Origin of the sequence: Pandoraea nosoerga, assembly GCF_902459585.1 — a bacterium.
Classification (GTDB): Bacteria; Pseudomonadota; Gammaproteobacteria; order Burkholderiales; family Burkholderiaceae; genus Pandoraea; species Pandoraea nosoerga.
Window position 1 is genome coordinate 187883 of sequence record NZ_CABPSC010000001.1, and the last position, 22202, is coordinate 210084.

General features: G+C 66.7%; 19 protein-coding genes and 1 pseudogene. 14 read left to right on the forward strand and 6 right to left on the reverse strand.

Annotated features, from left to right (window positions below; all coding sequences use genetic code 11):
- Window positions 1-58: 58 nt before the first annotated feature.
- From PNO31109_RS00825 to PNO31109_RS00840, 3 genes are all read left to right on the forward strand, one after another.
- Window positions 59-751, forward strand: coding sequence for an OmpW/AlkL family protein (locus PNO31109_RS00825; protein WP_150553738.1), 693 nt, complete (start codon window positions 59-61; stop codon window positions 749-751).
- Between the two features lie 416 nt (window positions 752-1167).
- A complete protein-coding gene (locus PNO31109_RS00835) occupies window positions 1168-1674 on the forward strand; it encodes a DUF2946 family protein (RefSeq protein ID WP_150553739.1) in 507 nt (168 codons plus the stop codon).
- 346 nt (window positions 1675-2020) lie between these two features.
- Complete coding sequence (locus tag PNO31109_RS00840; protein ID WP_244958108.1) at window positions 2021-4315, forward strand: TonB-dependent receptor family protein; 2295 nt, start codon at window positions 2021-2023, stop codon at window positions 4313-4315.
- 317 nt (window positions 4316-4632) lie between these two features.
- Here the strand turns inward: PNO31109_RS00840 and PNO31109_RS00845 are convergent, their stop codons facing one another.
- Complete coding sequence (locus PNO31109_RS00845; RefSeq protein WP_150553740.1) at window positions 4633-5205, reverse strand: cytochrome b; 573 nt, start codon at window positions 5203-5205, stop codon at window positions 4633-4635.
- Window positions 5206-5651: 446 nt separating this feature from the next.
- On the opposite strand from PNO31109_RS00845, the gene PNO31109_RS00850 reads away from it, so the two are divergent.
- A complete protein-coding gene (locus tag PNO31109_RS00850) occupies window positions 5652-6485 on the forward strand; it encodes an aldo/keto reductase (RefSeq protein ID WP_370749694.1) in 834 nt (277 codons plus the stop codon).
- A gap of 161 nt (window positions 6486-6646) precedes the next feature.
- Window positions 6647-7915 carry an NAD(P)/FAD-dependent oxidoreductase gene (locus PNO31109_RS00855; RefSeq protein WP_150553742.1) on the forward strand — a complete coding sequence of 423 codons (1269 nt, stop codon included), beginning with the start codon at window positions 6647-6649 and terminating at the stop codon, window positions 7913-7915.
- A 109-nt stretch (window positions 7916-8024) separates the two neighbouring features.
- Here the strand turns inward: PNO31109_RS00855 and PNO31109_RS00860 are convergent, their stop codons facing one another.
- The gene (locus PNO31109_RS00860; protein ID WP_150553743.1) at window positions 8025-9026 is read right to left on the reverse strand and encodes an LLM class flavin-dependent oxidoreductase; all 1002 of its coding nucleotides are present in this window, start codon (window positions 9024-9026) and stop codon (window positions 8025-8027) included.
- A gap of 174 nt (window positions 9027-9200) precedes the next feature.
- Here PNO31109_RS00860 and PNO31109_RS00865 point away from each other — a divergent pair, with 174 nt between their 5' ends.
- The 3 genes and pseudogenes from PNO31109_RS00865 to PNO31109_RS00875 form a co-directional block, all read left to right on the forward strand.
- Window positions 9201-9599, forward strand: coding sequence for a winged helix-turn-helix transcriptional regulator (locus PNO31109_RS00865; RefSeq protein WP_150553744.1), 399 nt, complete (start codon window positions 9201-9203; stop codon window positions 9597-9599).
- Window positions 9600-9802: 203 nt separating this feature from the next.
- Window positions 9803-10813 carry a patatin-like phospholipase family protein gene (locus tag PNO31109_RS00870; protein WP_241013749.1) on the forward strand — a complete coding sequence of 337 codons (1011 nt, stop codon included), beginning with the start codon at window positions 9803-9805 and terminating at the stop codon, window positions 10811-10813.
- Window positions 10814-11169, forward strand: a pseudogene (locus tag PNO31109_RS00875) (hypothetical protein); the annotation flags it as partial.
- Window positions 11170-11172: 3 nt separating this feature from the next.
- Here the strand turns inward: PNO31109_RS00875 and PNO31109_RS00880 are convergent.
- The 3 genes from PNO31109_RS00880 to PNO31109_RS00890 form a co-directional block, all read right to left on the reverse strand.
- The gene (locus PNO31109_RS00880; RefSeq protein WP_150553746.1) at window positions 11173-12156 is read right to left on the reverse strand and encodes a M14 family metallopeptidase; all 984 of its coding nucleotides are present in this window, start codon (window positions 12154-12156) and stop codon (window positions 11173-11175) included.
- Window positions 12157-12269: 113 nt separating this feature from the next.
- A complete protein-coding gene (locus tag PNO31109_RS00885; protein ID WP_150553747.1) occupies window positions 12270-13598 on the reverse strand; it encodes an MFS transporter in 1329 nt (442 codons plus the stop codon).
- A 357-nt stretch (window positions 13599-13955) separates the two neighbouring features.
- Entirely contained in the window at window positions 13956-14465 is a 510-nt protein-coding gene (locus PNO31109_RS00890; RefSeq protein WP_150553748.1) for a ferritin-like domain-containing protein, read from the reverse strand.
- A 505-nt stretch (window positions 14466-14970) separates the two neighbouring features.
- Here PNO31109_RS00890 and PNO31109_RS00895 point away from each other — a divergent pair.
- From PNO31109_RS00895 to PNO31109_RS00905, 3 genes are read left to right on the forward strand one after another with little or no spacing between them, the layout of a single operon-like run.
- On the forward strand, window positions 14971-15672 hold the full coding sequence (locus PNO31109_RS00895; RefSeq protein WP_150553749.1) for a sugar dehydrogenase complex small subunit: 702 nt from the start codon (window positions 14971-14973) through the stop codon (window positions 15670-15672).
- A complete protein-coding gene (locus tag PNO31109_RS00900; protein ID WP_150553750.1) occupies window positions 15669-17327 on the forward strand; it encodes a GMC family oxidoreductase in 1659 nt (552 codons plus the stop codon). The genes PNO31109_RS00895 and PNO31109_RS00900 overlap by 4 nt, the downstream gene beginning before the upstream one ends.
- A 52-nt stretch (window positions 17328-17379) precedes the next feature.
- A complete protein-coding gene (locus PNO31109_RS00905; RefSeq protein WP_217433177.1) occupies window positions 17380-18822 on the forward strand; it encodes a c-type cytochrome in 1443 nt (480 codons plus the stop codon).
- Between the two features lie 357 nt (window positions 18823-19179).
- Here the strand turns inward: PNO31109_RS00905 and PNO31109_RS00910 are convergent, their stop codons facing one another.
- Window positions 19180-19410, reverse strand: a complete 231-nt coding sequence (locus tag PNO31109_RS00910) for a hypothetical protein (RefSeq protein ID WP_150553752.1) — start codon at window positions 19408-19410, stop codon at window positions 19180-19182.
- 31 nt (window positions 19411-19441) lie between these two features.
- Here PNO31109_RS00910 and PNO31109_RS00915 point away from each other — a divergent pair, with 31 nt between their 5' ends.
- The 3 genes from PNO31109_RS00915 (at window position 19442) to PNO31109_RS00925 (ending at window position 22028) form a co-directional block, all read left to right on the forward strand.
- Window positions 19442-19783: a hypothetical protein gene (locus PNO31109_RS00915; RefSeq protein ID WP_150553753.1), complete on the forward strand. Its 342-nt coding sequence runs from the start codon at window positions 19442-19444 to the stop codon at window positions 19781-19783.
- A gap of 281 nt (window positions 19784-20064) precedes the next feature.
- A complete protein-coding gene (locus PNO31109_RS00920; protein WP_150553754.1) occupies window positions 20065-20925 on the forward strand; it encodes a VOC family protein in 861 nt (286 codons plus the stop codon).
- A complete protein-coding gene (locus tag PNO31109_RS00925) occupies window positions 20922-22028 on the forward strand; it encodes a M14 family metallopeptidase (RefSeq protein ID WP_150553755.1) in 1107 nt (368 codons plus the stop codon). Before PNO31109_RS00920 ends, PNO31109_RS00925 begins: the two co-directional genes overlap by 4 nt.
- The last annotated feature ends 174 nt before the right edge of the window (window positions 22029-22202 follow it).

The window sequence follows — 22202 nt, forward strand, 5'->3', positions numbered from 1 at the left end:
GCGTGGCGGGTGCTGCTTCTACCATCGGCCGTGCTCACTCACGACTTTGGAAATCATCATGAAGCACACCCTCGGCGCCAAGGCCATCGCCGCCGCGCTCGTCGCAGGCGCCGCGCTTTTCTGCGCCGGCGCATCAGCCCAGTCCGCCGACACCCCCATCGAATCGCCGAAGACATTCGGCTTCATCAAGGACAGCTCGCAAGGCATCTACGCCGGTGACGTTCTCGCGCGCGTGCGCGCGATCGGCATCATGCCGGACTCGCACGCGAGCGGAAGCGTATTGCCGACGCTCGGCGTCACGGTGAACAACGCGATCGTGCCGGAGCTCGACTTCACGTACATGGTTCTCGACAACGTCGGCATCGAACTCATCCTCGGCATGTCACGGCATCAGCTCACCTCGAGTCTGGGTCACCTGGGCGGCGTGAACGTGCTGCCGCCGACGCTGCTGCTGCAATACCACTTCAATCACGCCGGCAGGGTGCGGCCGTATGTCGGCGCCGGCATCAACTACACGCGCTTCTGGAACAGCAATCTGAACGCGGGCGGCACGCCGATCTCCATCCGGAACCACAGCGTCGGTCCGGCCCTGCAGGCTGGCGTCGACATTCAGATGACCAAGACGGTGTTCTTCAACTTCGACATCAAGAAGATCTGGATGAAGACCGATACGTCGCTCGCGGGCGCGGATCTCGGCACGCTGCACATCGATCCGCTGATCGTCGGCGTCGGGCTCGGCATCAAGTTCTGAGCGGCGCCGCGCGATCAACGCACGCCTCGGCGGGTGCCGAGCGCCGGGTTCCGAAACGCTGGCAATCCGGTACGCCGGCGAGGGGAGCCGGGCGCCACGCAAGCCCGTCTGTGGCGTCCCCTTTTCTTCCGGCGCGTGGGTCCCCTTGATGCCGTTGATGCCGTTGATGCCGTTGATGCCGTTGATGCCGTTGATGCCGTTGATGCCGTTGATGCCGTTGATGCCGTGGGGGCGACGGGAGCAGCAGAGGCGCCTCGGGGCGTTTGCCTTGTCCTAAAACGCGATGCGGCATAAAGGGCGATGCGGCAAATTGTCGCGCAGCCCCTACATGAGAACGCAAGTCATTTACGCTGCGCGACGACAGCGCCTACAATGCCTGGTTCCCTGAATTTTTCACATTCGTACCCGGCCCAGGCATGCGCAAGCTCCGTCAGCATCGCGTCGCAATCGGGATCGCCTTGACGGCGATCCTGCTGGCAGCGCTCATGCCAGCGATTGCGCAATGGCGGGCCGCCATGCAGCGGGACCCGTTTGCGGTCTACTGCACGGTGCAAGGCGCGCAAGCCGCGTTGGGCGCGTCCACCGCGCCACGCGTCGATGCGCAGCGCGAGCCCGCGCACGACGGGCACTCGGGCCACGACGACGCGCAGGCGCCACCCATCAACGCCGAGGCCGCAAGCCTGCACGGCCAGTACAGCGAGCACGGCGGCGGCGATCATTCGCTCGCGTCGGCGCAACACTGGGAAAAGTGCGGCTATTGCACGCTCTGGTCCCATCAGCCGCTCGTCACCACCGACCTCCTTTCTCTCCCGCCCGCGTCTGCGCCCGGCGTCTCCACCGCCCCGCGGGTGCTGGTGCCGCACTACCCGCGCGTCCGCTTCTACGCCGCGCTCGCACGCGCACCGCCCGCCCTCTCGGTCTGATCTCACGTCGACTTCCGGTCGATGCCGGAAGCCTTTACCGAACGTGCCGCGCCTTGCGGCAAATCATGTCGCTCATGCCACGCGCAGCGGGACTCGTCCATCGCGTCTGACGGACGCGCTTGGCCCACAGGCGGCCGCGCGTCGGTGCGCGTGCGGCCCGCGCCGTGCGTGGCACCGATGCCGCTCCGGGTAGCGTGACGACGCGTCGCCTTATCAGGCCCGCACCCCGCGCCCCGCGCCGCGCCCATTGACCCACGTCAGCCGGGCAGGGCCGAGCGAGCGAGGCGAGCACGTTCGACACCTACGATCACCAGGCGGCCGGCCACCGGCCGCGAGAGAGACATTCATGTCACGTTCCATGCCACAGAAGCCGTTGCAAACGGCCATTGCACTCGCCCTCGCTTCGCTGGGCGGCACCGCGCACGCGCTCGCCACCGACCCGGAGACCACCGGCATGCGTGTGGCCGCCGAAGCAACCCATGCCGCCACGCACACCGGGGCGCATGCCAGGAATCGCTTGTCGGAGACAGACAGCGCCTCGGGAGCCGGCGCTACCCCAGTGGCGTCGTTGACGCTCGCACAGGCGATCGTGCCCGACGCGACGCGCACGGCGCCCCCCTTCGCCGCCACGAGTTCGGGCTCGGCAGCAACGACACTGCCCGCCACGACCGTGACGGCGACGCCCGAGTCGCTCACCTCGCCCAGCATCGAAGACCAGAAGGCCGCGCTGTTCCAGACGGCGGGCTCCGTCGGCTTCGTCGACGCAGGCAGCTATCAGGACACTTACGCCTTCAACTTGCGCGACGTGCTCAAGGACAGTCCCGGCGTCTACGTGCAGAACCGCTACGGGCAGGAAATGCGCGTGTCGATTCGCGGCTCGGGCATTGCCCGCGGCTACCACGTGCGCGGCCTCGAGATCCTTCAGGACGGCATTCCGACCAACTCGGCGGACGGCAGCGGCGACTACTACCAGATCGACCCACTCGGCCTTCGTTCGACGGAGATCTACAAGGGCGGCAACGGCCTCGCCTACGGTTCGACGACGCTCGGCGGCGCCCTGAACTTCGTGACGCCCACCGCTTACACGGCTGAGGCCGCCAATCAGTTCCGCATCGATGGCGGCAGCTTCGGCACCGTGCGGGCGAGCGCCCAGATGTCGCGCATCTTCGGCCCGCTCGACGCACTGGCGACCGTCACGGTCAACCGCGCGGACGGCTATCGCGATCACGCCAAGGGCAACTACGCGCAGATCAACGCGAACGTCGGCTATAAATTCTCTCCGCGCGTGGAGACCCGCTTCTTCTTCGGTGCTTACGTGGTCGACCAGAAGCTGCCCGGCACTCTCTCGCTGTCCGACGCGCTCCACAACCCGACCAAAGCCGCCGCATCGGCCATCTCCGGCGACCAGGCGCGCAACACGCGCACGGAGCGGCTTGGCAACCTCACCACGATCCGCCTCGAGACCGGTCAGCTCGACATCGCGTCCTGGGTCATTCACAAAAGCCTGTACCACCCGATCTTCCAGGTACTGGACCAGGACGGCTGGACGTATGGCGTTGCCCCTCGCTACACCGCCAACCTCACGCTGGCGGGCATGCGCAACGACCTGATCGTCGGCGCACGATTCTTCGGCGGCAACACGCGTGCCGATCAGTACGTCAACGTGAACGGCAACCGCGGCGCCCAGACCCTGGCCTCCCGGCAGAGTGCTTACAACTACGAGGCATACTTCGAGAACCGGCTGTTCTTCCTGCCGACGATCGGCCTGATGATCGGCGCCAAAGCCTATCGCGACGTCCGACAGTACGTCGACTACGGTGGCATGCCGGGCGACACCAACTATCGCTCGACGAGTGCGGCGTACTCCGGCGTCAATCCGAAGATCGGGCTGCTCTGGGAGCCGCGCAAGGACGTGCAGGCGTTCCTCGACGTTACGCGCAGCGCCGACGTGCCCGACTTCACCGACCTGTCGCAGACGTTCGGCGCCACCTCGCGCTTCGTGCCGCTCGCCTCGCAGCACGCGTGGACGATCGAGGCGGGCACGCGCGGAAAGCTCGATCGCTTCGCGTGGGACGTCACCGCCTACCGCTCGCTCGTGCGCGACCAACTGCTTCAGTACACGACCACACCGGACGTCCCGGCGGCCACGTTCAACGCGAACAAGACCGTGCTGCAGGGTCTGGAGATCGGCGCCTGCGTCGACCTGTTCAAAAACGTGATAGCGACAGGCGATCGCGTAACGCTGGCGCAGATCTGGAACTACAGCGATTTCCGGTTCCGCGATGATCCGCAGTACGGCAGCAACCGGATTGCCGGCGTGCCGACAAACGTCCTGCGCACTACGCTGGGCTACGCGTTGTCGAACCGCTTCCAGATCGCTGCGTCACTCGACTGGGTACCCGCGGGCGCCTACGTCGACTACGCCAACACGATGCGCGTACCCGGCTACACGTTGCTTGGCGTGCAGGCGTCGTATCAGGTGCAGCGCGGCGTTACGTTCTATGTCGACGCCCGCAATCTGACCGACAAGCGCTACGTCACCGACTTCAGCACCGTGACGGATGCGCGCACCGCCAACACCGCCGTGTTCTATCCGGGCGATGGCCGCAGCGTGTTCGCCGGTCTGCGATTTGCATTCTGATTTGCGTTCTGATTTTGATTCGCGTCCTGACTCGCTTCTTGACTCACGTCCCTACTCGCGTTCTGATTGCATGCTGATTTGCACCACGATCGCGATCGGCGTTTCGGCGATGGGTTCGGTGGGCATTTGAGTGAGCATTTCAGTGGGCATTTCAGTGGGCATTCCGGCCGGCGCCTCGGCGGGCGCCGCGATCTGTCGGCGGTCGGACCGGTGCGCCGGGGACTCAGGACTGCGGACGCACGGCCAGCCCGCGGGCGGGTCGCGCGCGGTGCAGCCAGTCGCGCGCGCCGTCCGGCCAGCCGATGGCCAGCCTATGCTCAGAGCATCCGCCGCAAGGTGTCGTCGCGGCGGAAGTAGTGATGCCACAGCGCCGCCAGCGCGTGCAAACCGATGACCCAATAGAACGCGTTGCCCACCGTCTCGTGAATATCCTTGATGGCGCGGCGTGCAGCGTCGTCCTGAGCGATGAACTGGGGCAGCGCAACGTCGAGCCCGGGAATCGTCAACACATGGCCACCCGCATTGAGTGTGAGATAGCCGAGGACGGGCTGGGCGAAGATGAACAGGTACAGCAGCAGGTGCACCACCGCCGAACCCGCACGCACCATCCAGCTTTGGCCCGGCAATGCCGCCGGCGCCCCCTTGACGAGCCGCCACAGCAGCCGCGGCACCGCCAGCAGCAGCGCCAACGTCCCCGCCCATTCGTGAATCGTCATGGACAATGCACGCGGAGCACTGCCCTTTGGCAGATAGCCCTTCGTGATCACGGCCGCGTACGCGATCACGATCAGCAGCGCGATCGCCCAGTGAAAGAAGATCGCCGGCGGGGCATAGCGTCCGACGGGCGATAACGGCGAACCGGGCGAGCGAAACTTGATCGCGTTGTCCATTTTCGTGGCACTCCTCTTTTCATCGGGGACTGACGCATTATCGCCTTCCGGTCGTTACGCGAAAAGGTCACAAAACGTCACAGTTGTTACGCCGCGTTTCCGATTGATATTTGGATTCCTCCTCACATGAGCCGTCGACCAATGCCGGCTTGCGCCCGGCCCGACGCACACAGCAACCGCCGCCACCGAGCCGTCTCGCTGCGGAGCAACATTCGCTGCGTGCATCGGTGAGGCAAGCTTAGCCTCGCGGATCGGCGAAAGGCTTGTGAACTATCCGAGAGAATCGACGACCGAACGCCATAGCGGAGATGTCCGGGCCATGGCCAGGACGAATCCGACCCAAAAGATAGGACGACACCGCGAAGTGTTGCGCCAAGCCCTCACTGCACTGGTCAGAGTTCGACGTGCAGGCCGATAATGGACGCAAAAATCGAGGAGGACACATGATGCGAAACATCTCTCTACCCGGCGGCGAATCAGTACCGGTGCTCGGTCAGGGCACGTGGATGATGGGCGAGAAGCCCGAGCGCCGCCGCGGCGAGATCGCGGCGCTGCGGCTTGGCGTCTCGCTCGGCATGACGCTCGTCGACACGGCCGAAATGTACGGCGAGGGCGCGACCGAGACCCTTGTCGGCGAAGCGCTCGACGGCCTTCGCGACGAGGTATTTCTCGTGAGCAAGGTGTACCCGCACAACGCATCGCGCCGCGGCGTGATCGACGCCTGCGAGCGTAGTCTCTCGCGCCTGCGCACGGACCGGCTCGACCTGTATCTTCTTCACTGGCGCGGCGCAGTGCCGCTCGAGGAAACGATCGCGGGATTCGAAACGCTGCGCGACGCGGGCAAGATTCGCTATTGGGGCGTGAGCAACTTCGACACTGACGACATGGAGGAGCTGTTCGGCGCCGCGGGCGGCAACGCATGCATCACCAATCAGGTGCTCTACAACCTGTCCCGGCGCGGGCCGGAATACGACCTCGTCCCCTGGCTCGCCCGGCACGGACTACCCATGATGGCCTACTCGCCCATCGAGCAGGGGCGGCTGCCCACGAAAGGCGTGCTCGGCGACATCGCACAGGCACGAAACGTCGCCCCATTGCAGATCGCCCTCGCCTGGGTGCTGAACCGCCAGCGCGTCATCGCGATCCCGAAGGCTGGCTCCGAGGACCATGTGCGTGCCAATCGCGCGGCGCTCGACATTACCTTGAGCGCCGAAGAGCTGGCCATGCTCGACCATCACTTCGAGCCGCCGTCGCGCAAGCGCCCGCTGGAGATGATCTGAGCGCATCGCCGGCCCGTCTCGCATACAGGGAGGATAGCGAATCAATTTAGCGAATCAATTTTCACGACCCCGTTTTTCGCATCCGCCATTTTTGACCGTCCCTCGGGCTGACGCGGCCGACGCAGTACACTTAGCGTTTTCGTTTTTCGCAGGACGGCTTCATGAACGATTCGCGTCCCGTCGTCGTCATCGGGGGCGGTTTGGTCGGCGTGTGTACCGCCGCATATCTTCAGCGTGCCGGGCACACCGTTGTCATCGTCGATCGGCAGTCTGCGCGCCAAGCGGCGTCGCTCGGCAATGCCGGGTGCATCAACGGATCCTCTGTCGTTCCGATCGCCATGCCCGGCGTGCTCTGGCAGGTGCCGGGCTGGCTGATGCAGCCCGATGGTCCGCTGGTGCTGCGCTGGCGTTATCTGCCGCGCATGATGCCCTGGCTGCTGCGGTTCATTGCGGCGAGTCAGCCCGATCGGGTCGCGGCACAGGCACGTGCATTGCGCGCGCTCCTCGGCCCGGCGCTCGAGGCCTATCAGCCCTTGCTCGACGACGCCAACGCAAACGACCTCGTCACGCGTCGCGGTTATCTCATTGCGTATTCGACGGAAAGCGGCATGCGGGGCGACGAAGGCGGCATGGCGCTGCGGCGCGAGAACGGCGTGCTGATCGAGACGCTGGACGCTGCCGCGCTGCGCGAGTTCGAGCCGACGTTATCCCGCGACTTCGTCGGTGCACGCTACATCAGCGAGACGGGACATACGCTCGATCCGGGCGCGTTGCTCGCCCGGCTGACAGCGCAGGTGACGGCCCGCGGCGGGCGCGTGGTCGACGGCTCCGCCGTGGCCATCGAGACGAACGACGCGCGCGCGGTTGCCGTGCATACCGATCGGGGACGCGAAGTCGCGAGCGCAGTCGTCGTGGCCGCCGGTGCCTGGTCGGCGCCGTTCGCGCGCCAATTGGGTGACCGAATCGTTTTCGACACCGAACGCGGTTACCACGTTGAAATTCCTGCGCCGGAGGAAATGCCGTCGCGGCCAGTGATGTGGGCCGAGGGCAAGCTGTTCGCCACCCCGATGAACGGACGCCTTCGCGGCGCCGGCACGGTCGAGCTCGCAGGCTTGCAGGCGCCGCCGAACTGGCGTCGCGCGGACCTGCTACTGCGCCAGTTGCACCAGATGTTCCCCGGCGCAGCGCCGGGCGCGAAGTCGACGGCGTCGGTGGACGGCGCGCGGTGGCAAGGCTTCCGCCCGAGCACGCCCGACTCGCTGCCGGTGCTGGGCGCGGCCTCCAAGGTACCGAACGCGTTCTATGCGTTCGGCCACGGGCACGTGGGTCTGACCGCCGCCGCATCGACGGGCCGCACGATTGCGGCGCTGGTAAGCGGCGAGCGACCGACGATCGACCTGTCGCCGTTCTCCATCGGCCGCTTCCGCTGAGCCGAGACGGCGGCGCGCGGCGCCACGCCACATCGGGCCACATCGGGCCACATCGGGTCACATCGGGTCACACTACGCCACGCGCCGCCCGTCAGCGACGCATTACGCATTACGCCTTCCACACGCTCGCCACGATGTCGCATGAGCGCAGGCGAAGCGCAGGGTCGTAGACGTCGGTAACGAGCATCAGCTCGTCCGCCCGCGTGCGCTCGACCAGGTGCGACAGTCCGTCCTGCACGCGCTGCGGACCGCCAACGACGGCCACGCCGAGGAACGCCTCCACGGAGTGCTGCTCGGCCGGGTCCCAGCGCTCGTCCATGTCGTGCACCGGCGGTTGCAGCTTCAGGCTCTGTCCGCGCATCAGCGCAAGGATCTTCTGCTGTGCCGAAGTCGCGAGATAAGCGGCCTCTTCGTCGGTCGGTGCTGCAACGACCGGCACGCCAATCATGACGTAAGGCTTGTCGAGGACGGCGGACGGACGGAAAAGGTCGCGATAAAGACGAATCGCATCGAACATGAACCGCGGCGCGAAATGCGATGCGAACGCGTAGGGCAGACCCAGATGCGCGGCCAGTTGCGCCGAGAAAAGCGATGAACCGAGCAGCCACACGGGAATGTCGCTGCCCGCGCCGGGCGTCGCCACCAGGCGCTGCCCAGGCTGCGCCGGCGCCAGGAGCGCACGCAACTCCGCGACCTGCTCCGGAAAATCGTCCCCATCGGACAGACGATCGCGGCGCAGCGCGCGCATCGTCGCCTGATCGGCGCCCGGAGCACGGCCCAACCCGAGGTCGATGCGCCCCGGATACAGCGCCGCGAGCGTACCGAAGTTTTCGGCAACGACCAGCGGAGGGTGGTTCGGCAGCATCACGCCACCCGAGCCGACGCGAATTCGCGACGTCTTGCCCGCGACGTGGCCGATCAGCAACGCCGTCGCCGAACTCGCAATGCCATCCATGTTGTGATGTTCGGCCAGCCAGAACCGCGTGAACCCGAGACGCTCGACGTGTTGGGCGAGTTCCGTGGACTGTTTGAGGGCTTCGGCTACCGTGCCACCGGCGCGTACAGGCACCAGGTCCAGCATCGAGAGGGCCGTTTTCGACAGACTGCTCATGGGATTCTCCATTTACGTGCGCATACTGGCAGGGCCATCGCCCGGCCGCGCCATGTCCTCGCGCGGGGCGATCACGCTCCCGGGGTGACGCGCACTACCGGCAGAAAGTATAGTGACGAAGGTGCCAAATCCCCAGTAGGCACCCTTTAGTTGAATAGTCACCATTTGGTTACCATGAGCAAACCCGAACCGTTCGTTTTCGAAGAGACGTGTGTGCCGCGCCGCGTGCTGGAACTCTTCAGCGTGAAGTGGACGAGCATGGTGCTCTACGCCTTGCAGTGCGGCACCACGCGCACCGGCGAGTTGCAGCGCCGCCTGCCTGGCATTTCCAAGAAGATGCTCACGCAGACGCTGCGCGAGCTCGAGCGGGATGGTCTGATTCACCGCGAGGTCTACGCGGTGGTCCCGCCCAAGGTCGAATACTCGCTCACGCCGCTGGGCGAGCTCTTCATCGAGCCGATCGAAATGCTTTACCGATGGGGCAACCAGCATGCAGACGTCCTCGCACAATTGAGTCTGCGCCGCGGTAAGCGCAGCCCCTCTCCCGCGGTTGCCGATTTCACGGTTATCTGACAGAGTGGCCATGTTGCAGCGCAAAGTGCGTCGCGCCTGCAGCCGTACTCTCGTCACGAACTCCGCGGCCGGCGCCGACTGGCCTCGCGCCGCATCGCCGAGGGATCATGCCAAGCCACCAGAAAGCCCGTGCCGCCACGCGGGCGTCAGCGAACGCCCGCGCAACGGCGCGCGCATCCGGCACCCTGCCCGTCGACCTTGCGCTGCAGGGCGGCGGCGCGCACGGCGCGTTCACATGGGGCGTGCTCGACCGACTGCTTGAAGAGATCTCCCACACCTCGCCCTTTCACATCGAAGGCATCTCCGGCACGTCGGCCGGTGCCATGAACGCCGCAGTGCTCGCGACCGGCTATGCCCGTGGCGGCCCAGACGCAGCGCGCGGCGCGCTCGAGCGTTTCTGGCGTGACGTCGCTCACGCCGGCCGGTTCAGTCCGTTGCGTCGCACCCCTCTCGACATCGTGCTGGGCCGCTGGTCGCTCGACAATTCACCGTTCTTCATGTTTTTCGATCTGGCTGCACGCGTCGTGTCACCCTACGATCTCGCACCGCTCGAATTCAATCCGCTGCGTCGGCTGCTCGCCGACCACATCGATTTCGACGGTATCGGCGCCTGCCCGATTCAGCTTTTCATCACCGCGACGAACGTGCGCACCGGACGCGGGCGCGTCTTTCGCAACGCCGAGATGACGGCCGACGTGCTCCTCGCATCCGCGTGTCTGCCAATGCTCTATCGCGCCATCGACATCGACGGCGAATCGTACTGGGACGGCGGCTACGCGGGCAATCCGTCGATCACGCCACTGGTGCGCGAGACGGTGTCGTGCGACACCATTCTCGTACAGGTCAACCCCGTCGAGCGCGCCGAAGTGCCGCGCTCGGCGCGCGACATCCTGAACCGCGTCAACGAAGTGTCGTTCAACGCCACGCTGCTCAAGGAATTGCGCATGATCGCAGTGCTGCGCCAGGTCGTGGACGCGGGCAGCGACGAAGGCAGGCGCTGGGCGCAGATGCGCATGCATCGCATCGCGAGCGACATGATGACCTCGCTCGGCTACTCGTCGAAACTCTCCGCCGAATGGGATTTTCTGGTGATGCTGCGCGACGAGGGGCGACGCTGCGCGGACGCCTTCCTGCAACGGCACGGCGCAGACATCGGGCGTCGCGCGACGCTCGATCTGGACATTGGCCTCGATCCGCTCGCACAGGCGCCCTGAATGGAGCTCGCCGGCATCCTGATCGGCCTGGGGCTACTCGTCTGGCTCGCCTATCGCGGCTGGACCGTGCTGCTGCCGCGCCCGCGGCGGGCGATCTCGCAGTGGGGCTGGGCGGTGCGTTCGTCACTTACGGCGGCATGAGCCTGTTCGCGGCCTTCTTCGTGCTGGCCCCCACGGCGCACTCTTTCGCGAGGCCGACATCCCGGTGCGGTTGATGCCGGCTGCCATTGCGCTGGGCGCCTCTACCTTCACGATGTCCGCCATGCCCGGCACGCCCGCCCTCCAGAACGCCATTCCAATACTTTTTTTCCGGCACGACCCCGTTCGCGGCACCGGGACTCGGCCTGATGGCCTCGGGCTCAGCGATCGAGCAGGCGTCCCAGACGCATCATCGTGACATTCACGCCGAGATGGCGCATCGACGGCTGCACGATCACGCAGTTGTCGTAGGGCGTGACGATGATCTCGTCGCCGTCGCGCGCGATCTCCGTGCCGGCCTTTTCGATCACCTCCAGTCCCTTGAACGGCTGCGAGAAGCGGAAGTCCATCGAGCGCGCCACCACGGGCTGCGTGATTTCCACGAACTTCTGGCGCGCCGGCTTCGGCAGCGTGAGCCACGCTGCCACGTCCTGCGCCGACACCACGCCCGCGTGGAGCAGGAAACGCGCGGCCGCGTCGAGCGCGACGTCGCGCGCGCTGGCCGCAAAGTGCTGGCCCGTCTCGATGAGCAGCGCGTTCTTCGGGCTTGCCGGATCGCCAAAACCGCCGTAGTCGCGCATGCGCGTGCCGTTGGCGTGTCCCTTGTCGATGATCACATGCTCGGGCGTGCCGATCTCGGCGGCCAGTGCGATGGCCTTCTCGAGCGGGCCGGTCATCATCAGCGGCGCCGAGGCTTCGTGCATCGAGTGAATGTCGAGCAGCAGATCGACCGTATCGATGAGCGCACGCATGGCGCGCGCTCGCGCCAGCTCACGGCTTTGGCGCTCGCCGTCGAGCGCCGCCGGCGACCAGACGCGGTTCATGTCTTCATCGAGAAAACGGGTCGCATCGGCGTTCTCGGCATTGAACGCTTCATACGCGCCGACGTTGCCGAAGCCCAGCGACAGACGGCCGGCCGAAGGGCGCACGCCCGCGGCGAGCAGCGCGTCCACGGCAATGGCGCCGCTCACTTCGTTGCCGTGCGTGAGTGCAAGAATCATGACGTGCCGGCCGGGCTTGCCGCTATCGAACGTATGCAGATAGTCGATGCCGGTGTTGCCTTCGCGCCAGCGGGTGATGTCGGGAAACGAGACTTCGATGGGGTACGCCGGCAGGGCGGCGCGGATGGCTTCAAGCGTGGTCATGGAAAATGCTCCGCAAGGGGATGCCGAAAAAAAGACGACGTCGCGGCAGCAGAAGCGGCGGACGTCGTCGTTGCGGCGAAAATCAATCAGTCGATGGTCGGTGCGCCGGCCGGTCAGGCCTTCGATGCACGCGTCGAACCGTGCGCAATGCCGACGATCTTGCCTGCACGCACGCGGCGCCCCAGCGAGATCACGGCGCAGATGCTGAGCACGGCCGTCGCCATGACGTAGAAGCTCGGGGCGAGTTTGTTGTGCGTGGCGTCGATGAGCCAGGTCACGATCAGCGGGGCAAAACCGCCGAACACCGTTACCGAAAAGTTGTACGACAGCGCCAGGCCCGTGCCGCGAGTGCTCGTCGGGAAGATGTCGGCGAGAAGCGCGGGCAGCGGCGCGAGGCTCACCGCGATGAGCAGGCCGACGAGCGCCTGCACCATCAGCAGCGTCTGGAACGTCGGATAGCGATTGAGCAGCACGAACAGCGGATACGTCGTCACGCCCACCAGAATCAGCGCCCAGAGCATCACGCGAATGCGGCCGAACCTGTCGGACAGATGGCCGACGACCGGCGCCGCGATCATCAGCATCACGCCGGTCACGACCGCGCCGAGGAACGACGACGTCGCCGGAATGTGAAGTTGCTTCACCGCATACGTGGGCATGTACAGCTTGTGGACGTAGTTGAACGCGGTGGCCGCGGCCACGACGCCGGCGCCGAGCAGCATGTTGGCGCGATCGCGGCCGAAGACTTCGCGCAGCGGCGACTTCTCGCGCTGCTTCTCGCCGAGCTTCTTGAAGTCGGCGGTTTCGTCGATGTTGCGGCGAATGTAGAGGCCGACCGGGCCGATAAGCAGCCCCACGGCGAAGGCGATGCGCCAGCCCCACGCGCTCAGTTGGTCGGCGCTCAGCAACAGGCTGAGCAGCGCGGAGACGCCGGCGGCGAGCACCGTGGCCAGCCCCTGCGTAGACATCTGCCAACTGGCGAAGAAACCGCGGCGCCTGGCGTCGGCGTGCTCGACCATGAACGCCGTGGCCGCGCCGAATTCACCGCCGGTGGAGAAGCCCTGCAGCATGCGCGCCACGATGATGATGAGCGGCGAGGCTATGCCGATCTGCTCATAAGTCGGCGCAAACGCGATCATGGCGGTGCCGAGCATCATCAGGCCGATGGAGACCGTGAGCGAAGCCTTGCGGCCGGCGCGGTCGGCGTAGCTGCCGAGAATGATGGAACCGAGCGGACGCGTGACGAACGAGATCCCGAACGTGCCGACGGACAGCAGCAGCGAGGTGGTCGCGTCGTGCGCGGGGAAGAACAACTGGCCGATCACGATGGCGAAGTAGCCATAGATCAGCAAGTCGTAGAACTCGAGTGCATTGCCGATGCTCGCGGCGCAGATTTCGCGCCACGGATTGTGTTGTGCCGGTTTGGCGGTGCTACTGGTCATACCCTGCTCCTCTGGGGGTGGCTGGCATTGAAGTCGAAGTGTGTGGCGGCCGCACGCGCGGCGCATGAGGCGCATGAGGCGCATCAGCTGCATGGGGCCCATTCATGAGGCGCGCGGGCCACCGGCCAGTCTCAGGAAGCGGAGTGTAGGCGGGAGAAATTCGGGCTTCGTGCCGTTTCGGCACGCAAATGTGCTGATTGCAGCGCAACAGGTCGAGCGCCCGGCGACCTGCCAAAAAAACGCCGCGGGCAAGCCGCGGCCAAGAGGGAACCGTATTCTCGCCGCGCTTGAGCCCGTTGGGGGCCGCCGCAGTCCCGGCGAGCGCGAACGACCCGCCAGCGCACGCGGCGTGGCGATTTATCGCTTCGCCGAGTCTTCGTCCATCGCGTCACGCGTGAGATATGCGCCGGTCACGTGCGGCAGATGCTCGAGCAGCCACCGCGCCATCTCGACTTCCTGGGGCAAGATCATTTCGCAGGTCTCGCGCACGTCGTCGCGCCCGCAGGTGCGCGCGGCGGCGATCAGTGTCGTGTACGCCGCGATCTCGATGTTCTCGAAGACATAGCCGGCCATGGCCCCCTTGACCACCTCGTCCGAGGCGAGGCCGCCGCCAAGCGCCTGCCCGAAGGCGCCGATACGTCCGGCAAGGTCCTTCATCGTCGAAGGCGAGCTGCCCATGCTGTCCAGACACGCTTCGAGCGACTTCTGCTGCCCGATCGTCTCTTCGATGTGCTGTTCGATTCGCGCCTTGAGTTCGGGGTAATGCTCAAGACGCGACGCCTGCGCCTTGAGCATCGTCTCCGCATGCTTTTCCATCGCATACGCATCCCGGAGCCAATCGATCAGATGATCCTGTGCTTCGTTCATGAATCTCTCCTGTTGGATTGAATGAGCGCCAGACGGCGGCTGCCACACTCGCCGCCCTCCCGAATCTCCGAAGGTCTCGTCGAGGGATAGGCGCGACCTCGCTGCCGAAGCACGCAACGGGCGTGCCAGCACGCCGCCGACGCTACCCGCCCGCCGCGGCGGCGCGCCGGAACGGAGAATGTGCACAAGTCTGTAGAAATCACCTCTTTCGCAAGCGCGCACCGACGCGGCCAGACGGCAAGCGGCAAGCGGCAAACGGCAAAACGCCGCGCGCGACGCCCGGCGCGGCGCGCCGTCGGAACAGGGGGCCGGTTCGCCCGCTACGTCGACGAACCTGCGGGGCGTCGTGGGCTACCACGGTGGCAACGGCCCACGGGGCACGCAAAGGCACACAAAGGCACACAAAGGCACACGAAGGCACACGAAGGCACGCAACTTGCCTGATGCAGAACCGGACGGCCAGCCGGCCGGCTTTGCACTCCGGAAACCCTGCCACGGATCGACCATGCCGAGACCCGGGAAACCCTTTCGCACCGTCAATCGGCTGCGACGCACGTTGATGCTCGCCTTTGCCGGCACGGCCGCCGAACTGGCCTTGCGCGGCAGTTCATGGGCGTCGCCGTCGAGCGCTGCGACGCCGGGCGCCGGTGCGGCCAGCGCTGCGGCGGCGGGCAATGCCGTCGATGCCGCGGCGCTGCGGCAATTCGTCGCGTTCTCGACAGCCATCACGGGGCATAAGACGCTCGACACCGAGACGGCCCGCCGCATCTATCTCGCGTTTCGTGCGCATTCGGACACGTTCGCGAGCGACGCCCGCCGGCTGGCCGATCTCGCGGCGGCGGCCAATGACGACGCCAACGCGCTACTGGCGGCAGCGTCGAAGGAAGGACTTCGCGACGCGTGTCTGTCGGTCGTGGCCGCGTGGTACACGGGCACCGTCGGCGAGGGCGCGGACGCGACCGTCGTCGCGTATCACGACGCGCTGATGTACCAGCCCGTGGCCGACGGTCAGAGCCCGCCGACGTACTGCCGCGGCGGGCCCGCCTGGTGGACGGAGGCGCCGCCGGCCGCGGGGGTATCGCCGCCGGTCAACCGCCCGGTAACCCCCGCGCCGACGACCGGCTTCCCGGTGCCGACGACGGACCAGCCCGCCCCGCCGAAGACCACCCCGACGCCGTCGAACCGCCAGAAGGAGTCCACGCAATGAAGGCACGCTCCCCCGCATTCAGCGCCAACGGCGACGCACAGGCCGACGTGGTCGTCGTGGGCTCCGGCGTGGTCGGCGCAATGATCGCCGCGCGCGTGAGCGCGCAGGGCTATTCGGTGCTCGTGCTCGAAGCGGGCCCGCGCATCGAGCGCGGGCGCGCCGTCGAGAACTGGCGCAACCTTCCGTTCGCGCAGCGTGTGGGGTCCGACTTCCAGAGCCCTTTTCCGCAATCCCCGCTCGCGCCGGCCCCGCTCTATTTTCCGAAGAACAACTACGTCGGCCTGAGCGGCCCGAGCGGACAGGGTTTTCAACAGGGCTACCTGCGCGTGGTGGGCGGTACCACATGGCACTGGGCGGCGTCGTGCTGGCGGCATCTGCCCGTCGACTTGCGAATGAAAAGCACCTATGGCGTGGGCCGGGACTGGCCGATCGAGTATCGCGAGCTCGAGCCGTTCTATTGCGAGGCCGAGCGCGAGATGGGCGTCGCAGGTCCGCATGACCCGGCGCTGCAGTCGCCCCCGGAGCGCAGCGAGCCGTATCCGATGGACATGATCCCGTGGGGATACGCCGACCGGCGTTTCGCCGAGATCGTGAATCCGCACGGCTATCGCCTCGTGCCGATTCCCCAGGCGCGCAACGTCGTGCCGTGGGACGGCCGGCCCGCTTGCTGCGGCAACAACAATTGCCAGCCGATCTGCCCGATCTCGGCGATGTACAACGGCATCCACCATGTCGAGCGCGCGGAGCGGCTGGGCGCGAAGGTGCTCGATCAGGCCGTCGCATACCGCGTGGACACCGACGAGACCAATCGCGTGACGGCCGTGCATTGGTATGACGCCTCGCGCAAGTCCCGCAAGGCCACGGGCAAGTGCTTCGTGCTCGCGTGCAACGGCATCGAGACGCCGCGCCTGCTGTTGCTCGCGGCCAACGCGCGCAATCCGAACGGCATCGCGAATGCATCCGATCAGGTCGGGCGCAACATGATGGACCACTCCGGCTTTCACTGCACGTTCCTCGCCGGCGAGCCACTATGGACGGGCCGCGGTCCGGCGCAAAGCAGCTGCATGGTCGGCGCGCGCGACGGCGAGTTCCGGTCGCGCTACTCCGCCAACAAGATCATCCTGAACAACATCACGCGCGTGGGGCCGGCGGCGACACAGGCGCTCAAGCTCGGGCTCGTGGGCAAGGCGCTCGACGACGAAATCCGGCGGCGCACCATCTTCGGCGTCGATCTGTCGATCAGCCTCGAGCCCCTGCCGAACCCGACGAACCGCCTTACGTTGAGCCGGACCCGGCGCGACCCGCTGGGCCTCGCCTGCCCGGACATCTACTACGACGTCGGCGAGTACGTGACGCAAGGCGCCCAGGCATGCAAAGCGCAGCTCGAGCATATCGGCAGCCTGTTCCATGCGGTCGATTTCGAGATCACGCAGCAGCTCAATGCAAACAACCACATCATGGGCGGCACGATCATGGGCGCCAGCCCGAAGGACTCAGTCGTCGACGGCAACTGCCGCGCGCACGACCACGCCAACCTGTGGCTGCCCGGCGGCGGTGCGATGCCGTCCGCCAGTGTGGTCAACAGCACGCTGACGATGGCTGCGCTCGGCCTGAAGGCCGCCGCCAACATCCTCGCCACGCTCGGGCGCACCTAGCATGAAGCCGACACCACGCCTTCGAGCCGGGCGGCGCGCGTGCGTCGCGCGTGTGGCCCTGAGCCTGGCGCTCTTCGCAATGGGCGGCGCCGCGCTTGCCGGGCAGGCCGCCAGCGCGCCGGCCGACAACGCCACGCTCGCCCGTGGCAAGTATCTGGCCATCGCGGGCGATTGCGCGGCATGTCACACCGCCCCTGCCGGCAAGCCGTTCGCGGGCGGCTACAGCCTCGAATCGCCGCTCGGCGCGATTTACGCGACCAACATCACGCCGTCGAAGCAGGCCGGCATCGGCAACTACACGGAAGCGCAGTTCGCACGCGCGGTGCGAGAAGGCGTTCGGGCCGACGGACAGCATCTCTACCCGGCCATGCCCTACACGTCCTATGCGAAGGTATCGGACGAAGACATCCACGCGCTCTATGTCTACTTCATGCATGGCGTCGAACCGGTCGACGTGCGCGCGGCGCAGACGCAGCTCGCCTTTCCGTTCAGCATGCGCAGCACGCTGGCGGCGTGGAACGTGCTGTTCCTCGATCGCGAACGCTTCCGGCCGGATCCATCGAAATCGGAGCAGGTCAATCGCGGCAACTATCTGGTCAACGGACTGGCGCACTGCGGCGCGTGTCACACGCCGCGCAGTGCGTTCATGAACGAGATGTCATCCAAGGCGCTCTCGGGCGCCCAGGTGGGGCCGTGGTTCGCGCCGGACATCACCTCGGGCGACTCGGGCATCGGCCGCTGGCGCGACGAGGCGTTGGTGGAGTACCTGCGCACGGGGCGCCTGGCCGGCAAGGCCAATGCCGCGGGACCGATGGCCGAGGCGGTGCAGAACAGCCTTCAATATCTGACGGACGCCGATCTGCACGCCATCGTCGCGTATCTGCGTACCGTGCCGTCCGTCTCGCCACAGGCCGCCCCTCAGACGGCCGCGTTCTCGCTGGGCGGCCCCTATAGCGACGAGGCCCGACAGCGGGGCGCCGAGAAGAGCAACTCGCACGACGCGATCAGGGGCGGCGCGCGACTCTTCAGTGCGTACTGCGCGAGCTGCCACCGTCCCGACGGCGGCGGCAGCCGCGACGGACAATACCCGGCGCTGTATCACAACACCACCACAGGGCATCCTGATCCGACGAACGTGGTCGCCACGATCCTCAATGGCGTCACGCGCACGGTGGGCGGCAAGACCGTGGCGATGCCGCGCTTCGACGAGAAGTCCGTGGTGGCATCGCTCTCCGACGAAGACATCGCCGCCATCACGAATTATGTGACGGCGCACTACGGCAACCCGAAGGCGCAGCCCGTGTCCGCCGAGCGCGTCTCGGCGTTACGGCACGGCGGTCCGCGTCCGCTGATCGCGCGCCTGCCTCCGGCAGCGTGGGTGACGGCGCTGGCGCTCGCGCTCGCCATCATGCTCGCGGCCGTGGCATTTATCGTGCGCCGGCGCCATAGCCGCACGCCGCCCCCCCGACCGCCTGCGCCGTCGGGCTCGCGGTAACGCCCGACCCGGTTTCGCAGCTTTGCCGACACTCCCGGTTGGGCGCCGCCTCGTCGGTCAGTCCGAGGACGTCCGGCGTGGCGGCGGCTGCGCCCGAGGGCGTATGAACGCCCCGGCGCACGGCCGGTGGCGCTTACGATCGGGATAAACCCGGAGCGTCACCATGCCCCGCGCCCGGAGTCTCACGTCGGACGGGGCCTTCGGCCTTCGGGGACCGCCAAGGCGGGGGGATCGGTGCAAATTGGGGTGGCGCACCGCCAATCACGGACTACACTTCCTAAGTACGGAAGTTGCACAAAGACCGCGCAAGACGATTCGTTGTGCGAAGGTAGAAATTGGGCTCGTGATGTAGGGGTTTCATTCCTTCACGGGAGGCATGTCCATGACGTGCCTGAACAGGTGGATGGCCAGCGGTTGTATCGGCGCCTGTGTCGCCGCCCTCACCGGCGTGGCGACGGCGGAGGGCGTCAGCCCGGGATCATCCGAAAAGATGATGTTGGCCAACGTTGGCCCCGCGCCGCTGCCGGTCAGCGTGCCGCCAGCGTCGGCCCCTGTGTCTGTCGCCGCGGTGCCTGCCGTTCCCGTCACGGTATATCCGTTTGGCCGCCCTGGCCCCGACGTGAGCGCGCGGGCTGACGACAGCGCGCTGCTCTACACCCGTATCGAGGCCATCAACGGCGCCGCGTCCGCCGATGGGAGCATCCGGCACGCCCGGTGGGTCGACACCACGCCCGCCGAGCCCGCCGCCAGGCCCGCGCAGCGCTATCTGGCGATCGGGCCTTCCACGTCGCCACGGCTGTCGCTCGTGCAATGGGACAATGCCGACGACAAGCTCGGCTCGGATCCCAAGCGAGGCCTGTCGCTCAAGACCGACGACTGGACCGTCTCGGCCAGCGCCAAGATCCCGGTGCTGGGGCAGCATGACATCGGCGCGTCGGTGTACGTGAAACGGCGCTTCTGAAAGCGCATCGCCCGACGAGAAGTGGCCGGGGGTTTCGCGCCGGCCCTCGTGAGGCCCTCACGACCCGCAATCTCTTCACTAAGCAAAGCAAAAACGGTCAGTTGGGCGTGGGCGTCAACGCTCCTAGAATGGACGAGTCGTCCAATTTTGCCGGGAGCTGTCGTGTTCAGCCGTTTTGCCCAAGGCGCCGCCGTCGGTGCTGTCGCCCTCACCGTCATTAGCGCCATTACCTCCGTCGCCGCCACCGCCCGACATCCCCATCACCGCAACGGAGGCCGGGCATGAGCCAGATTCCCGCCCCGGTGCTCGACCATGTGGTCATCAACGTCAAAGGCGAGCTCGACGCGTCCGTCGACATCTACCGCCGTCTCGGTTTTTCGCTGACCGAACGCGGCCATCACTCGCTCGGCACCAGCAACCATCTGGCCATCTTCGGCGAGAACTACCTCGAACTGCTCGGCTACGAGGCCGGCAAATCGATGGCTCGCCCCGACGTGACGCAGGCGCCGCTCGGTCTCACGGGCCTCGTCTTCAAGACGCAGGACTCGCACGGTCTCTTCAGCGCCCTGCAGGCGCGCAACATCGGCGTGGAAACCCCCGCCGAATTCTTCCGGCCGGTGCGCCTGCCCGACGGCGCCACGCAAGAGGCCCGCTTTCGCACCGTGCGTCTGGCCGCTGAACTGGTGCGCAACGGCCGCACGTTCTTTTGCCATCATTTCACGCCGGAGAACGTCTGGCGCGACGAGTGGCGCGATCATCCCAACGGCGTGACGGACATTGTCGGCTTCGTCATCAGCTCGCCGAACCCCGCCGTGACCGCCACGCTGTACGAGCGCGTCTTCGGACCCGGCGTGCTCACGGCCACGGGCTCACAAGGCTATTCGTTCGCCGCCGGTCGCGCACGCGTGCATTTCGTCACACCCGCCGAAGCCGAGCAACGTTTCGGCAAGGTCGAGACGACCGACGATGGCAGCGAGCGCAACGTCGCGCTCGTCCTGCGCACCCGCTCGCTCGTGCAGACCCGGGCCACGCTGCGCGAGAACGGCGTGCCATTCACGGCGCCGGGCGAGCGCTCGGTGCTCGTCGCCGCCGCGGACGGCTTTCGCGTGGCACTGCAGTTCGTCGAAGGGGACGCCGCATGAGCACGCAGCCGACCTGGTGGCAGGCGTTCGGCGTCGACTATAGCGACGCCCGGCAACGCTTTCGGCGCGCCGCCGACCACGCGGGCGCGAGCCTCACGACCTACGTTCACCCCAATGCCAAGGCGCCGGACGGCAGCGAGCTCAGCATCGACGTCGCGCGCCTCGGTCCGGCGCACGCACCGCATCAGTTGCTCGCCATCAGCGGCACGCACGGCCTCGAAGGTGGCGCGGGCTCGGCCGTCCAAACCGCATGGCTCGCACACGCGGCCAGCACGTTGCCTTCCGGCGTGGCCGTGACTTTCGTGCACGCGCTCAACCCCTACGGTTTTGCCCACGCCACGCGGACCACGGAAAACAACGTCGACCTGAACCGCAACTTCATCGACCACGCCCGCACGCCGCCGGCCAATGCGCACTACGCGTCGCTGCACGATCATCTGATTCCCGAGGAATGGACGAGCGAGGGTCTGGAAAAAAGCGCCAAGGCCATCGACGCCTTTCGCGAAACGCACGGCGCCGACGCGCTTTTCAACACGCTCGCGAGCGGCCAGTACACCCACGCCGACGGCCTCATCTACGGCGGACGCGCACGGGAATGGTCGAACGTGACACTGCAGACCATCGTCGAGCGCGACCTCGCGCAGGCGCAGCGCATCGGCCTGATCGATTGGCACACCGGCATTGGCGAGTACGGCGAGCCCTTCTTCCTTTGCTTTAACGTCGAGAACAGCGCAGAGCAGCGTGAAGCCGCGCGCTGGTGGGGCGAGCAACGCGTGCTCGATCAACGGCCGCACGGCCTGCGCCGCCCCGACTATCAGGGTCTCGTCTTCCGCGGCGTCGAGCAGTTCGCAAAGGGACGTCCGGTGATCGGCGCAGTCGTGGAATTCGGCACGCGCGGCGCGAACGCCAGCCTCGCGAATCGCCTCGATCAATGGCTGCGCTCACGCGCAGGCGCACAGCCCGACGCCGCGCGCGACCGTCAACTGCGCGCCGACGTGCTCGACGCCTTCGTACCGGTGTCCTCGGTGTGGCGCAACAGCGTGCTCGCGCACGGCCTGCAGATCACGCAGCAGGCGCTGCAGGGACTCGCCACGGCGGCTTAGCGAGGCGCAAGCACGTATGAACGCAAGCCCATGACCGGCTGACGCCCGACCCTGGGCGTCGCGCGGCTGCCAGGGCGGTCCGCGCCGGCGCCACGTTTTCCGTTTTCAACACTGATCGGCGACTGCCCGAGGGCGTCGCTCACCCTGAATCGACCGAGAAACGACTGACAAACG